We start from the raw sequence: 12,863 nt of genomic DNA on the forward strand, positions 1-12,863 counted from the left end.
AGCAATATAAATCACATGATTAGAGCGTACGAAAAAGAAGTTTCATGGAAAGCAGGCGGGTTGGCGATAGCCGTTCATCTTGCTTTGCTTGGCGGATTATTGATTTCATTCAATTGGAAAGCAGCGCATCCTGTTCTGAATGTAACTGAAGTTGAGTTGTGGGACAGCATTCCAAATAGCACTGTGACTCCACCACCGCCACTGCCAGTAGTGGAGCCGGAAGTAAAAGTAGAGCCGCCACCAAAGCCAATCGAAAAAGTGCCGGAACCACCAAAGCCAGTTGAAAGGGAAGATCCTAAGGTTGATATTGCGCTGGAGAGGAAAAAGGAGCTTGAACAAAAACAAAAAGTAATTGAGCAGAAAAAGGTAGAAGAAAAACTTAAAAAAGACAAAGCATTAGAACAAAAAAAACAGCTTGCAGCACTTCAAGAAGAAACGCGTAAAGATGAAATGCGTGATAGTGACAAGCAAATAAGCGATAAAAAAGCAAAAGATGCTTTAAAAAAACTACAGCAAGAAGCTTTGGCTGATGAAAAAACAGCTGGCGATCAACAAGCTTTGTCGGCTAAAGCTGCTACTAATGCAGGTGTGTTAGATGAGTTTAGAAATAAAATTCAAGCTAAAATTCGTGGTAATGTGAATAAAACTTTATGCGGAGAAGGCAACCCCGAGCTTAAATTTGACATTGGTTTGCTGCCAACCGGTGAGATAAGCGGCAGTCCAAAATTAGTTAAATCGAGCGGGAATGAAGCCTGCGATGAAGCTGTAGAACGTGCGATTATTGCCTCTCAGCCACTTCCGTTGCCAAGTGACCCTTCACTTTTTTCACAATTTAGAAACTTAAAGTTAAAGTTCCGACCTAACGACTGAGCTTAAGTCTTATTTTGTGTAAAAATGTGAGTGAATGTAACAATGTGTAAATCGAGTGGCGTCAAAATATGGTTACAGTAGAATTCAACTGAACATTAAGACTCATGGACGAGATTTTCGGGTCAAATTCCAAGATTTCAATGAATGAATTATAAAGATATTAAACATAGCCTATGCATATACTCAGATTTTCAAAAATAATTAGTTTAGCTGTATTTTCTGCAAGTCTCTTCATTACATCGATTGCCAACGCTGCGCTAGAAATAGAAATTAGCGGCGGTAGCGCACAGCAAGTGCCGATTGCCATTGTGCCATTTGGGCAAGATGGCGGTGGTACAAATATCGGTAATATCATCGCCGCAGACTTAAAGCGCAGTGGTTTGTTTCGTGTATTGGAGACTGGCGGAGTAGTCAGCCGTCCAACTGACATCGGGCAAATCAAATATGCAGAGTGGGTTGCTTTGCAGGCGCAGGCAATGGCGGTAGGCTCGGTTGAAGCGTTGCCAGGAAATCGCCTGAAAGTGACTTTTCAGCTAGCCGATGTGCTTAAGCAAACACAATTGGCAGGTATGCAGTACAACATAGCGCCTAATCAATTAAGAGCAACCGCACATAAAATTGCGGATGTTATTTATCAAAAGCTAACAGGCGAAACTGGTATCTTTGCGAGCAGAATCGCTTATATTAATAAATCAAATGGGCGTTATGCCTTGCAGGTAGCTGATGTAGATGGTGAAAACCCGCTGACTATGCTGTCTTCAAAAGAGCCGATTATTTCACCTGCCTGGTCGCCAGATGGAAGCAAGATTGCTTATGTCTCTTTTGAAAAGAAAAAACCGATTATTTATGTACAATCTTTAAGTGGTCAGCGTTCAGTTTTAGCAAGCTTTAAAGGTAATAACAGTGCGCCTGCATGGTCGCCAGACGGCAGTAAACTGGCGATTGTGCTCACCCATGGTGCTAACTCGCAGGTCTATACCATTAACGCGGATGGCTCTGGTTTACAGCAAATCACTAAAAGTAGCGCGATTGATACTGAGCCCACTTGGTCTACAGATGCAAAGTGGATATACTTTACGTCAGATCGTGGAGGGAGGCCGCAGATTTATAAGGTTTCATCCAGTGGTGGCGATGCCCAGCGCGTGACCTTTGAAGGCGCTTATAATGTCAGCCCGCGCTTTTCACCTGATGGAAAATCGTTAGCGATGATTCGCAACGATGGCGGTAAATTTCGTGTGGCATTGCAAGACTTAAGTAGTGGGCAAGTGCAGCTGCTAAGTGAAGGCTCACAAGACGAGTCGCCAAGTTTTGCACCTAACGGACGCGTGCTGTTGTACGCTACACGGTCAAAAGGTCACGGTGCATTAGCTGCTGTGTCATCTGACGGACGTGTGAAGCAGCGCCTGAATGAGTCTGGCGGTGATATACGCGAGCCTGCCTGGGGTCCGTTAATTAAGTAAGTTATTTTTATCTGTTATTTGTATAGTATTTTAAAACGTTTTTTTTTAAGGAGAGCAGTATGAACAAAGCAGCATTGAACACAAAGTTATTAAGTACTCTAGCACTGGCGTTATTATTGGCCGCTTGTAAAAGCACACCTATGGTCGATAAACCTGCATCAGTGGAAGATAAAAGCCCTGGCCAAACAGCAACATCAAGCGGCGCTGATACCTCTGGTGTTAAAGAAGTATCAATTGACGGCAATGCAACTGATGCTGGCAACAACCCGCTAAAAGATCCAAATAATATTTTATCTAAACGTAATGTGTATTTTGACTTTGATAGTGATGCAGTTAAAGCTGAGTTTCGTCCAATGATTGAAGCACATGCAAAATATTTACTTGCAAATGGCAATGCAAAAGTAATTTTGCAAGGTAATACCGATGCACGCGGTACACGCGAGTACAACTTATCACTTGGTCAACGCCGTTCAGTAGCTGTGAAAAAATCACTCAATTTACTTGGCGTGCAAGATACACAAATAGAAACTGTCAGTTACGGTGAAGAAAAAGCGGATGAAAATTGCGCAGATGAATCTTGCTTTAAAACAAACCGTCGTGCCGATATTGTTTACGCGAACGACTAATACTTAAAGTATTATTTAATTTAAGGTTTAGATAAAGATGATGAAAAAACTGGTTCTGGTTAGCTTGCTATTGTCTGCGCAGCTATTTGCAATAAATAGCCATGCGGCTTTGTTTGACGACAAAGAAGCGCGCAAAAAAATTCTAGAAATAGAGTCGACGATGAATAGCCAGAATCAGTCCACTCAGACCGAGTTGGCAGGTTTGAAAAAGCGTGTAGACGCGATTGAAGCGATTACCAAGGGTCAGGTTTTGGGTGATATGCAACATCAAATAGAAACTTTGAGCCAAGAGGTAGCAAGGCTTAAAGGTGAGCTTGAAGTGGCTAATCATAATGTCAATGCTACGCAACAGCGTCAAAAAGACTTGTACGGCGATACTGATACACGTTTACGTAAATTAGAAGAAGCGCCAACAGCAGCAGGCCAAACGCCAGCCGCTGATGGGGCAACAAATGCCGCTACAGCAACCACGCCGGCACCCAGTAGAAACACACAGGAATATCAATTGCTAGAGCTTGCCAATGGGCTGTCCAGAGAATCCAAGCATAAAGATGCGTTTAACGCGTACGACAAGTTTTTAAAAGACTATCCAAACAGCACTTTAGCGTCAGAGGCAACCTATGGTTTGGGATATTCTCAGTTTGCCTTAAAGAATTATAAATCAGCAATTGCAACTCAACAAAAAGTGTTGGATCAGCATCCGGAAAGCGCCAAGGTGCCAGACGCAATGATGAATATGGCGAATAGTCAGATTCAGCTTGGCTTAGTGCCAAGCGCCAAAAAAACCTTACGAGATTTAATTGCAAAATTTCCTAATAGTGACGTAATCCCGGCAGCACAAAAACGCTTAAAAGCATTAGAAGCGATTAGGTAAGTTTTACCTGTAAAACATCAGGTTAGCTGAAATTAAGTTAACCATATTTCAGTTATAATGGCGCCAATTTTAAGTTGGCGCTATTTTTTTATAGTTAATAAGAAAATCTAGTAATCAAGTATTTAATGAAATTAAAAATTCACGAAATTTTCTACTCAATACAGGGCGAGTCGTCGCGTATTGGCTTGCCGACAGTGTTTATAAGGCTGACAGGTTGCCCTATGCGCTGCGTGTATTGCGATACAGCTTATGCGTTTAGTGGCGGCAGTAATATGGAAATTACTGATATTTTGGCTAAAGTCGTAACGTATGGCACAAAGTATGTCACCGTAACAGGTGGCGAGCCACTTGCGCAAAAAGATTGCCATATTTTGCTTAAAGAATTATGTGATACAGGCTATAGCGTGTCGTTAGAAACAGGCGGTGCCATTGACATTAGTCTTGTGGATAAGCGCGTGTCGGTGATCTTGGATGTAAAAACGCCTGGTTCAGGCGAAGTAAAAAATAATCTGTGGGGCAATTTAGCCCATCTTAAAAAATCAGATGAAGTAAAGTTTGTGCTGTGCAGTCGCGCAGATTATGACTGGGCAAAAGAAATATTGGTTAGTCATCAAATTACAGATAAATGTCCTGTGTTATTTTCACCCGTGTATAGTCAAGTGAGTCCTACCGAGCTTGCTGAATGGGTGCTGGCAGATAAATTGCCGGTACGTATGCAAGTGCAGTTGCATAAAATCCTGTGGGGCGAGAAGCCGGGTGTTTAGATCAGGGCTTAAATATGGAAAATAAAGTTAAAAAAAATGCAGTCGTATTGCTTTCTGGTGGGCTAGATTCTGCTACCTGTCTTGCCATAGCAAAGTCTCAGGGCTTTGATTGTTATTGCCTGAGTTTGGATTATCATCAACGCCATATTGCTGAGTTACATGCAGCTAAAAATGTTGCTCATATTATGGGCGCTGCAGCACACAAAACTGCTAACTTGGACTTATCTTTATTTGGCGGCTCAGCGCTGACGGATGATGCGATTGCTGTGCCGGAAAGCGAAACAGCGGGTATTCCTGTTACTTACGTGCCAGCACGCAACACCATTATGTTGTCACTTGCTTTAGCATGGGCCGAAGTGTTGCAAAGCCAAGATATTTTTATCGGGGTGAATGCGCTTGATTATTCTGGCTACCCAGATTGTCGTGGCGAATATGTTAAGGCATTCCAGGCGATGGCGAATTTAGCCACTAAAAGTGCCGTAGAAGGTCATACCATTACCATACATGCGCCGCTGATTGATATGACAAAAGCACAAATCGTTCAGTTAGGTGCAAAGTTGGGTGTGGATTACGCAATGACGGTCTCCTGTTATCAGGCAGATAGTAACGGCGAAGCTTGTGGCTTGTGTGATTCATGCCGATTAAGGCGCGAGGGCTTTGCGGCGGCTGGTTTGGTAGACCCAACGAGATATAAAAAGCACGGATAAAAAGGACATAATTGTTTTATTAGGATGGTGATGTTTAATCAATCGATAATAAATATAATTAGCACTTGCCAAAACAACTAAAAATAACGTAAAATCCGCGCCTTTCTGCGATAAATTTTTCAATAAAGAGAACAAAGATTATGGTTATTATTCGTTTAGCTCGTGGTGGCGCGAAAAAAACTCCTTTCTACAACTTAGTAGTTGCTGATTCACGCAATCGTCGTGATGGCCGCTTTATTGAGCGTGTTGGATTTTACAATCCATCAGCCAAAGCGGGTGCTGAAGCCCTACGTGTAGATCAAGAGCGCGTTACTCATTGGCAAAGTCAAGGTGCACAATTGTCAGATACAGTTGCACGTTTGGTTAAGTTTCATTCAAAAGGCCCAGAGCACGCAATTGCTTCAAAAGCAAAAGATGCTGCTAAAGCTGATGCTGCTAAAGCTAAAATTGCTGCTGCTGAAGCTGCAAAAGCAAAAGCTGCCGCAGATGCAGCCAAAGCTGAATTAGATGCTAAAGCTGCTGAAGAAGCCGCTCAAGCTGCAGAGGCTGCAGCCGCAGCTAAAGCTGCTGAGGCAGAAGCCGCTGCTGCACCTGTAGAAGCTGCTGAAACACCAGCTGCAGACGCTTAATTTAATTACTTGGGTGATATGTAACATCACCATGTGTCAGCTTTAAGTCTGTGAGTAATTTTGGCAATAAGTAATATGGTAGTCATGGGGCGCATTGTTGCGCCTTATGGCGTTTTTGGCTGGCTAAAAGTTGTGCCAGATACAGAAGCGTTCGACGGCTTGTTTGACTACGATAATTGGTGGCTAGGCAAAGGTGACGATTGGCGTGAAATGGTTGTTGAAACTGCCAAAGTACACAATGACGTTATCGTTGTTAAGCTGAAAGGCATTGATGATAGAGATGCTGCGCTCGCCTGCAAAGGTAAGCAGATAGCGGTGCCAAGAGATCAGTTGCCAGAAGCTGAAGAGAATGAATATTACTGGTCAGATTTGATTGGTCTGCGCGTTAAAAACAAGCAGGACGTAGACTTTGGCTTGATTGTTGATGTGTTTGAAACTGGTGCAAATGATGTACTGGTAGTTAAACTTGATACGGATAAGGGTGAACTTGTAAAAGAAACTACAAGCAAAGAAGTCTCTAAAGTAAAGCAAGACGAAAGATTGTTGCCATTTATTGAATCTGTAGTGCTTGATGTAGATTTAAAAGCAAAAACCATGTTGGTGGATTGGGATGCAGATTTCTAGTCATGGCTTTTTCGTTTGATGTAGTAACGCTGTTTCCAGAAATGTTTGATGCTATTACAAAATATGGCATTACCAGCAGAGCGTTGCAGCATAAAATTTATGATGTACAGTTTTGGAATCCTCGAGATTACACTACTGATAATCATAAAACAGTTGATGATAGACCCTACGGTGGCGGTCCTGGCATGGTAATGCTGGCTGAACCTTTAAAACAAGCAATCACTGCAGCGAAAGCAGCGCAGGCTATTAAGAATATAGAGAGTTGGGTAATCCATCTTTCACCAGCGGGTGAACCGTTAACGCATGAAAAAGTCATGCAATTAAGTAAAAAGCAAGGATTAGTGCTGTTGACTAGTCGCTATGAAGGCGTTGATCAACGACTCATAGATGCTCAAGTGGATGAGGAAATATCCATTGGCGACTATGTATTAAGTGGTGGTGAGTTACCCGCCATGGCCTTGATAGATGCAATAGTGAGGCAGTTGCCGGGTAGTTTGGGAGATAGTGATTCTGCGGTTGAGGATTCATTTGTAGATGGCTTGTTAGATTGCCCGCACTATACAAGGCCGGAAGAATATAACGGTGTAAGGGTGCCAGAGGTGTTAACCTCAGGTAATCATGCAAAGATTAAGCAGTGGCGTTTAAAAATGTCATTGCAAAGAACTCGGGATCAACGTCCCGATTTATTGGCCGCAAGGCCGTTGACGAAAGAAGAAGCACGGCTGCTCCTAGAGATTGAAAAATCAGAATTAGAGCAGGAACAAGCATCTTCATAATTAAAAGGAACCCGTAAGGGATAACAAAATGGCAGATATTATTAAAATGCTAGAAGAGGAAGAGATTGCCCGTTTAGGTAAAACGATTCCATCTTTTGCACCAGGCGACACTGTAGTGGTTGGCGTAAACGTAGTTGAAGGTACACGTAAACGTGTGCAGTCATACGAAGGCGTTGTTATTGCTAAGCGTAATCGTGGCTTAAACTCATCATTTATCGTACGTAAAATTTCATCAGGTGAAGGTGTTGAGCGTACATTCCAAACATACTCACCGCTAATCGCTAGCATTGAAGTTAAACGCCGTGGTGATGTTCGTCGTGCAAAACTTTACTACTTACGTGAGCGTTCAGGTAAATCAGCACGTATTAAAGAGAAATTATTCTCACGTGACAAAGAAGTAATGGCACCAGCAGAAAGCGCTTAAATTTTAATAAATTAGGTGTTACTAAGCACGAAAAAGCTCCAATAACTAAATAAGTTTTGGAGCTTTTTTATTTGCTTTCACTTTGGCAATTGAGTTAAATTAACGTATGAAAAATAAAAACAAACACCCTGTTCAATATGATGCTGTGATTGATGCGCCATTTGGCGCGGTGGGTATTACTGTTCAAGGGTTGCATGTTGCCATTGTTTTATTATCCGAGAAACTTGATAAAAAACCTGCGGAACATAAAATCGCACATCAAGTATCAACCCAGATTGAGGCTTACTTTACTCATGCACATCATAGTTTTAATTTACCATTGATTGACAAAGGAACGCCATTTCAACGTCAGGTGTGGCAAGAAATCAGTATGATTCCTTGTGGCCAAGTGCTCACTTACAGCGATATTGCTACCAAGCTTGGTTCAGGTGCCCGCGCTGTTGCCAACGCATGCGGAGCCAATACTTTGCCATTGGTAATTCCATGCCATCGTGTGGTCGCTAAAAATGGTTTGGGTGGCTTTATGCGTGGTCTGGAAAATGGCCTTGAAATTAAAAAGTGGCTTTTAAAGCATGAGAGTGCAATATACCAACATGACAAGCAAGATTGATGGATTCTAACGCTAACCTGCTCGATACATTTATCGATCACCTCTGGTTGGAAGATGGTTTATCAAAAAATACCTTGGAGAGTTACCGGCTGGATTTAACCTCATTTTCACTTTGGCTGACAAAGCAAAACAAACAGTTATTAACAGTAGATCAAGCCGATATTCAACAATATCTTGCGGTCAAGTATCCGCAAAGTAAACCACGCAGCATCAGCCGCCTGATTGCCAGTATGCGAAGATTTTATCGCTATTTATTGCGAGATAACATAATCAACCTAGACCCGACCATACAAATACAATCACCCAAGCTGCCGCGTAGTTTGCCTAAAAGCCTTAATGAGGATGAAGTGGTTGCGCTGCTTAACGCACCAAACTTGAATGAACCTGCAGGTTTGCGTGATAGGGCGATGTTGGAGCTACTATATGCCTGCGGATTACGCGTATCCGAACTTGTGGGTGTACAGGCCACCGAGGTTAGCGTCAGCGATGGCGTGGTGCGCGTAACAGGCAAGGGCAGTAAAACCCGTTTAGTGCCGATGGGCGAAGAAGCGGTTGATTGGATTTCACGTTATTTAAGTGAAGCAAGACCTGTTATATTACACAATCGCTTATGTGATGCGCTATTTGTCACGAATCGGGGCGAGGCCATGACGCGTCAAGCCTTCTGGTATTTGATTAAACGTTATGCCTTGTTGGCCGGGATTAACAAGCATATGTCGCCGCATGTGTTGCGCCATGCATTTGCAACGCATTTGTTGAACCATGGCGCAGATTTACGCGTGGTGCAAATGTTATTAGGGCATGCGGATATTTCGACCACGCAGATTTATACGCATGTAGCGCGGGAGCGGTTGAAACGGTTGCATAGTATGCATCACCCTAGGGGGTGATTACCTAAGTTGTTATGCCGGGCTCATGGGTTGTAAGATGAGCTAGCTGGCTGCAATTCCGACTTTAACTCCCACAAGAATATTACTCAATACCGCATTTACACAGAATTATTTACAGACTCTATTACTTGCATATTAGTAATTGTCGGTAGTCACAAAAAACTATTTTTAGGTAATAAGGCACTACTCGTTCTGTGTCAAAAATAGCGTCTTTTGCGAATATGGTTAATTTTATTTGATTCGTTCAATAATAATACCGAGCGATTTTAGTCCAAGCAGTATCCCTGGTTTAGCCACCTTAATTTTCACGCTTAATGCGCCAAACTCAGTTAAAATCAATTGGCAAATATGTTCGGCTAAGGCTTCAACTAATTGAAAGGAATGCTCGTTTAAGGTTACGTGAATGCGCCTAACTACTGCGCCGTAGTCTATGGTGTCGACAATGGCATCACTTTTACAGGCCTTACGTAAATCGTAGCCAATTTCAATGTCTAGAATGATGGTTTGCGGCATCATGCGTTCCCATTCGGGTACGCCTAGTTTGGTTTGCACTTTAACTTGCTCTAAAAAAATGGTGTCCATAAAAATAGTGTGCCTAAAAATATATAGCTAGTATTTTGCTATAGTTTAGAATGTGAATAGATAGATTTTAGAGCATCTCAAGAGGGTTTGGCAAAATGAATGAATTAGGTTTTATTCCTGTTACTTTGATTCCAGTGATTTGGATTGTTGCCGCTTATTTGCTGGGTTCAGTCGCTTTTGGCATTATAGTCAGTAAACTTTTTGGTTTGCCTGATCCGCGTACAGTTGGTTCTGGCAACCCGGGTGCAACCAACGTGCTGCGCAGTGGTAAAAAATTAGCGGCGGCGCTTACCTTGTTGGGTGATGTGGTTAAAGGTTTGATTCCTGTCTGGTTGGCACTCCGCTCAGATATGCTGATGTGGGTAGTTGCTTCAGTCGGTTTAGCCGTATTTATCGGACATTTGTATCCGATTTTTTACAAGTTCAAAGGTGGAAAAGGCGTAGCGACAGCGCTCGGTGTTATGCTAGCGTTATCACCTTTACTTGGTCTGGCGGCGATAGTAACCTGGGTGTTAGTGTTTGCAATTTTTCGTTATTCATCGCTAGCAGCGATCATGGCTGCGGCGCTGGCGCCAGTGTACGCATGGTTTTTATTGTCTGCGTATAAGGACTATTTTATTACTGTTTTAGTAATGGCAGTATTTTTGATTTGGCGACATAAAACCAATATTGAAAAACTGCTGACGGGAACTGAGTCGGGGTTTGGTAAAAAGTAATGTCATGCTGAACTAGCTTCAGTATCTTGTTGCTAAACAGTTATTCTCATTTGCAGAGTAATAACTGTTTAGGGTTTTTTCAATTCTGCCAAATCCCATCTTGGGCGTACGCTAAAGCTGTAATTCTTGTTGTGATTTCCTTGCGTCGCTTTAAGGCGCATTGCACCTGCAAAGGCAATCATCGCGCCGTTGTCGGTACAAAATTCTAAACGCGGATAGCTTACTTTGCATAACTTACGTTTGGTTGCGGCATTTAATTTTTCACGTAATTTTGAATTGGCACCTACGCCACCTGAAACCACTAAATTATCCAAACCTGTTTCGCGCAAAGCCGTCATGCATTTCAACGTTAATATTTCAGTCACGGCCTCTTGAAATTCCCAGGCAATATCTGCGGAGGTTGTGGCATCTAAAGGCTGATGTTGATTCACCAAAGTGAGTACCGCCGTTTTTAAGCCGCTAAAACTAAAATTTAAGTCACCACTATTCAATAGTGGGCGTGGTAGTTTAAAGCGGGACTTACCGCCTTGCGCTAATTTAGACAGAGCAGGGCCACCTGGATAACCTAAGCCAAGCAGTTTTGCGGTTTTGTCAAAAGCCTCGCCCGCTGCATCATCTAGCGTATCACCAAGTAATTTGTATTCGCCTATGCCATCCACACGCATTAACTGGCTGTGGCCACCTGAAACTAATAATGCTACAAATGGAAATGCTGGCGGATTATTTTCTAGTAAAGGTGCAAGTAAATGTCCTTCAAGATGATGCACGTTAATGGTTGGAATATTTAAGCTAAAAGCGAGCGACTCAGCAAAACTTGTACCAACTAATAACGCGCCAGATAAGCCTGGGCCTTGCGTGTAGGCGATTGCATCAATATCTTGCAGTATTTTATTAGCATCTTTAAGCACCTTTTCTGTGAGCGGCAAAACGCGGCGAATATGGTCGCGCGAGGCAAGCTCAGGCACCACGCCACCATATTCGGCGTGCATTTCTACTTGAGAGTGTAAGGCATGTGAAAGCAATCCGTGCTCGGTATCGTATAATGCAAGTCCTGTTTCGTCACAGGATGATTCAACGCCTAGAATTAACATTAATTAAGCCCTAACATTTTGGAAATTCATGCATTGATTTGAATGCTTAGATATTGGAAAGGTTGAATTATTACGCATTTGCAGCACAAATGCATAAAAGTAATTGAATTAAAACGATTATGCGATTAAAATGGTCGGCTTTTCTCAGTTTGCAACCTTGCGCGCCAAAAACGCTAAGGTGGTTTTAGAAACTTGAGCATAAATTATTTAATTAATATTGTTGTTATAAGAGAGAACGAATGTCTAGTGTACGCGTAAAAGAAAATGAGCCGTTTGACGTTGCCCTTCGCCGTTTTAAACGCTTAATCGAAAAAACTGGTTTATTGAATGATCTTCGCGCTCGCGAGTTCTATGAAAAACCAACTTGGGAACGTAAGCGTAAGGCTGCTGCTGCTGTTAAGCGTCAGTATCGTCGTTTACTAAAACAAACGCTTCCAGCTAAACTTTATTAAGTTAGTCTGATGGCAGATTCTAATCAAGTTGAAAATGAGCCAGATGCAGCATTTTGGCAAATGACTGATAAGTTCATTGGCTTTGCCAATGAGCAGGCAGCAAGTAATGAGCTTGGTGTGGTTAATGCTAGTTTTTTGTTTGCCTCTGCAAGGTTTAATACGTTTTTGATTGCTACGCAATGTGGTAATAAAGAAACCTTTGAGGCTGAAAAAGCTGCTGCTTTAGAATACTTTGTCAATCAATACAAGATTGCATTGACTGAACACATGGCAGATTATCAAGCTAAATTTGATACCTATATTACTGCGAGTTCGTAAGTCTAATGAGCCTTAAGTTACAAATCACGGAAGACATGAAAACTGCGATGCGCGCTAAAGATAGTGCGCGTTTGGGGGCGATTCGGCTATTGCAGGCCGCCATCAAACAGCGTGAAGTGGATGAGCGAATTGAGTTAACCGATGCGGATGTTATATCTGCTATCGAGAAAATGCTCAAACAGCGCCGTGATTCAATTGCCGCATATGAATCTGCAAATCGAGATGATTTAGCTGATGTTGAAAAATACGAAGTTAGTGTGCTGAAAACTTATTTACCGCAGCAACTTACTGAAGCTGAAGTGCTGAGTATTTTAGAAAAATTGGTGGTTGATACTGGTGCGACTGGTATTAAAGATATGAGTAAAGTAATGGCTGCTATAAAACCGCTCGTCGCCGGCAAGGCTGATATGGGTATGATTTCAGGTTTGATTAAAACGCGTTTAGGTTAGG

General features: G+C 42.4%; 18 protein-coding genes. 16 read left to right on the plus strand and 2 right to left on the minus strand.

Features of this window, described 5'->3' with window-relative positions; genetic code table 11:
- The first annotated feature begins 15 nt into the window (after window positions 1–15).
- The 12 genes from Q8J82_RS03380 (at window position 16) to xerD (ending at window position 9,254) form a co-directional block, all read left to right on the plus strand.
- The gene (locus Q8J82_RS03380) at window positions 16–870 is read left to right on the plus strand and encodes a cell envelope integrity protein TolA (protein WP_305253274.1); all 855 of its coding nucleotides are present in this window, start codon (window positions 16–18) and stop codon (window positions 868–870) included.
- 173 nt (window positions 871–1,043) lie between these two features.
- A complete protein-coding gene (tolB, locus tag Q8J82_RS03385) occupies window positions 1,044–2,330 on the plus strand; it encodes a Tol-Pal system beta propeller repeat protein TolB (protein ID WP_305327176.1) in 1,287 nt (428 codons plus the stop codon).
- Window positions 2,331–2,389: 59 nt separating this feature from the next.
- Window positions 2,390–2,956, plus strand: coding sequence for a peptidoglycan-associated lipoprotein Pal (pal, locus tag Q8J82_RS03390; RefSeq protein WP_305327175.1), 567 nt, complete (start codon window positions 2,390–2,392; stop codon window positions 2,954–2,956).
- Window positions 2,957–2,993: 37 nt separating this feature from the next.
- Window positions 2,994–3,830: a tol-pal system protein YbgF gene (gene ybgF, locus Q8J82_RS03395; protein WP_304891795.1), complete on the plus strand. Its 837-nt coding sequence runs from the start codon at window positions 2,994–2,996 to the stop codon at window positions 3,828–3,830.
- Between the two features lie 125 nt (window positions 3,831–3,955).
- Window positions 3,956–4,594 carry a 7-carboxy-7-deazaguanine synthase QueE gene (gene queE / locus Q8J82_RS03400; RefSeq protein WP_305327174.1) on the plus strand — a complete coding sequence of 213 codons (639 nt, stop codon included), beginning with the start codon at window positions 3,956–3,958 and terminating at the stop codon, window positions 4,592–4,594.
- A gap of 14 nt (window positions 4,595–4,608) precedes the next feature.
- Window positions 4,609–5,301, plus strand: a complete 693-nt coding sequence (gene queC / locus Q8J82_RS03405) for a 7-cyano-7-deazaguanine synthase QueC (protein WP_304891797.1) — start codon at window positions 4,609–4,611, stop codon at window positions 5,299–5,301.
- 140 nt (window positions 5,302–5,441) lie between these two features.
- On the plus strand, window positions 5,442–5,930 hold the full coding sequence (rpsP, locus tag Q8J82_RS03410; RefSeq protein WP_305253241.1) for a 30S ribosomal protein S16: 489 nt from the start codon (window positions 5,442–5,444) through the stop codon (window positions 5,928–5,930).
- Between the two features lie 75 nt (window positions 5,931–6,005).
- Window positions 6,006–6,554, plus strand: coding sequence for a ribosome maturation factor RimM (rimM, locus tag Q8J82_RS03415; RefSeq protein WP_304891811.1), 549 nt, complete (start codon window positions 6,006–6,008; stop codon window positions 6,552–6,554).
- Between the two features lie 2 nt (window positions 6,555–6,556).
- On the plus strand, window positions 6,557–7,330 hold the full coding sequence (gene trmD / locus Q8J82_RS03420; protein ID WP_304891799.1) for a tRNA (guanosine(37)-N1)-methyltransferase TrmD: 774 nt from the start codon (window positions 6,557–6,559) through the stop codon (window positions 7,328–7,330).
- A 28-nt stretch (window positions 7,331–7,358) separates the two neighbouring features.
- Window positions 7,359–7,754 carry a 50S ribosomal protein L19 gene (gene rplS, locus Q8J82_RS03425; RefSeq protein ID WP_304891800.1) on the plus strand — a complete coding sequence of 132 codons (396 nt, stop codon included), beginning with the start codon at window positions 7,359–7,361 and terminating at the stop codon, window positions 7,752–7,754.
- A 106-nt stretch (window positions 7,755–7,860) separates the two neighbouring features.
- Window positions 7,861–8,364: a methylated-DNA--[protein]-cysteine S-methyltransferase gene (locus Q8J82_RS03430; RefSeq protein ID WP_304891801.1), complete on the plus strand. Its 504-nt coding sequence runs from the start codon at window positions 7,861–7,863 to the stop codon at window positions 8,362–8,364.
- Window positions 8,364–9,254, plus strand: coding sequence for a site-specific tyrosine recombinase XerD (gene xerD, locus Q8J82_RS03435; protein ID WP_305327768.1), 891 nt, complete (start codon window positions 8,364–8,366; stop codon window positions 9,252–9,254). Before Q8J82_RS03430 ends, xerD begins: the two co-directional genes overlap by 1 nt.
- A 231-nt stretch (window positions 9,255–9,485) precedes the next feature.
- Here xerD and folB read toward each other — a convergent pair whose 3' ends face one another.
- Window positions 9,486–9,836, minus strand: a complete 351-nt coding sequence (folB, locus tag Q8J82_RS03440; RefSeq protein WP_305327769.1) for a dihydroneopterin aldolase — start codon at window positions 9,834–9,836, stop codon at window positions 9,486–9,488.
- Between the two features lie 95 nt (window positions 9,837–9,931).
- On the opposite strand from folB, the gene plsY reads away from it, so the two are divergent.
- On the plus strand, window positions 9,932–10,552 hold the full coding sequence (gene plsY / locus Q8J82_RS03445) for a glycerol-3-phosphate 1-O-acyltransferase PlsY (protein ID WP_304909532.1): 621 nt from the start codon (window positions 9,932–9,934) through the stop codon (window positions 10,550–10,552).
- 68 nt (window positions 10,553–10,620) lie between these two features.
- On the opposite strand, the gene tsaD is transcribed toward plsY, so the two are convergent.
- Window positions 10,621–11,643, minus strand: coding sequence for a tRNA (adenosine(37)-N6)-threonylcarbamoyltransferase complex transferase subunit TsaD (gene tsaD / locus Q8J82_RS03450; protein WP_305327770.1), 1,023 nt, complete (start codon window positions 11,641–11,643; stop codon window positions 10,621–10,623).
- 239 nt (window positions 11,644–11,882) lie between these two features.
- Between tsaD and rpsU the strand changes: the two genes are divergently transcribed.
- From rpsU to Q8J82_RS03465, 3 genes are read left to right on the plus strand one after another with little or no spacing between them, the layout of a single operon-like run.
- Entirely contained in the window at window positions 11,883–12,095 is a 213-nt protein-coding gene (rpsU, locus tag Q8J82_RS03455) for a 30S ribosomal protein S21 (RefSeq protein ID WP_013149160.1), read from the plus strand.
- Between the two features lie 9 nt (window positions 12,096–12,104).
- Window positions 12,105–12,413, plus strand: coding sequence for a DUF3144 domain-containing protein (locus Q8J82_RS03460; RefSeq protein ID WP_304909530.1), 309 nt, complete (start codon window positions 12,105–12,107; stop codon window positions 12,411–12,413).
- A gap of 5 nt (window positions 12,414–12,418) precedes the next feature.
- Window positions 12,419–12,862 carry a GatB/YqeY domain-containing protein gene (locus tag Q8J82_RS03465; RefSeq protein ID WP_305327771.1) on the plus strand — a complete coding sequence of 148 codons (444 nt, stop codon included), beginning with the start codon at window positions 12,419–12,421 and terminating at the stop codon, window positions 12,860–12,862.
- Window position 12,863: the final 1 nt, after the last annotated feature.

This window comes from Methylotenera sp., assembly GCF_030684185.1.
In the GTDB taxonomy this organism is placed as follows: Bacteria; Pseudomonadota; Gammaproteobacteria; order Burkholderiales; family Methylophilaceae; genus Methylotenera.

Excerpts from the sequence above, each read along its gene's own strand:
- Q8J82_RS03380 (WP_305253274.1), top strand. The coding sequence starts at position 16 with ATGATTAGAGCGTACGAAAAAGAAGTTTCATGGAAAGCAGGCGGGTTG.
- tolB (WP_305327176.1), top strand. The coding sequence starts at position 1,044 with ATGCATATACTCAGATTTTCAAAAATAATTAGTTTAGCTGTATTTTCT.
- pal (WP_305327175.1), top strand. The coding sequence starts at position 2,390 with ATGAACAAAGCAGCATTGAACACAAAGTTATTAAGTACTCTAGCACTG.
- ybgF (WP_304891795.1), top strand. The coding sequence starts at position 2,994 with ATGATGAAAAAACTGGTTCTGGTTAGCTTGCTATTGTCTGCGCAGCTA.
- queE (WP_305327174.1), top strand. The coding sequence starts at position 3,956 with ATGAAATTAAAAATTCACGAAATTTTCTACTCAATACAGGGCGAGTCG.
- queC (WP_304891797.1), top strand. The coding sequence starts at position 4,609 with ATGGAAAATAAAGTTAAAAAAAATGCAGTCGTATTGCTTTCTGGTGGG.
- rpsP (WP_305253241.1), top strand. The coding sequence starts at position 5,442 with ATGGTTATTATTCGTTTAGCTCGTGGTGGCGCGAAAAAAACTCCTTTC.
- rimM (WP_304891811.1), top strand. The coding sequence starts at position 6,006 with ATGGTAGTCATGGGGCGCATTGTTGCGCCTTATGGCGTTTTTGGCTGG.
- trmD (WP_304891799.1), top strand. The coding sequence starts at position 6,557 with ATGGCTTTTTCGTTTGATGTAGTAACGCTGTTTCCAGAAATGTTTGAT.
- rplS (WP_304891800.1), top strand. The coding sequence starts at position 7,359 with ATGGCAGATATTATTAAAATGCTAGAAGAGGAAGAGATTGCCCGTTTA.
- Q8J82_RS03430 (WP_304891801.1), top strand. The coding sequence starts at position 7,861 with ATGAAAAATAAAAACAAACACCCTGTTCAATATGATGCTGTGATTGAT.
- xerD (WP_305327768.1), top strand. The coding sequence starts at position 8,364 with ATGGATTCTAACGCTAACCTGCTCGATACATTTATCGATCACCTCTGG.
- folB (WP_305327769.1), bottom strand. The coding sequence starts at position 9,836 with ATGGACACCATTTTTTTAGAGCAAGTTAAAGTGCAAACCAAACTAGGC.
- plsY (WP_304909532.1), top strand. The coding sequence starts at position 9,932 with ATGAATGAATTAGGTTTTATTCCTGTTACTTTGATTCCAGTGATTTGG.
- tsaD (WP_305327770.1), bottom strand. The coding sequence starts at position 11,643 with ATGTTAATTCTAGGCGTTGAATCATCCTGTGACGAAACAGGACTTGCA.
- rpsU (WP_013149160.1), top strand. The coding sequence starts at position 11,883 with ATGTCTAGTGTACGCGTAAAAGAAAATGAGCCGTTTGACGTTGCCCTT.
- Q8J82_RS03460 (WP_304909530.1), top strand. The coding sequence starts at position 12,105 with ATGGCAGATTCTAATCAAGTTGAAAATGAGCCAGATGCAGCATTTTGG.
- Q8J82_RS03465 (WP_305327771.1), top strand. The coding sequence starts at position 12,419 with ATGAGCCTTAAGTTACAAATCACGGAAGACATGAAAACTGCGATGCGC.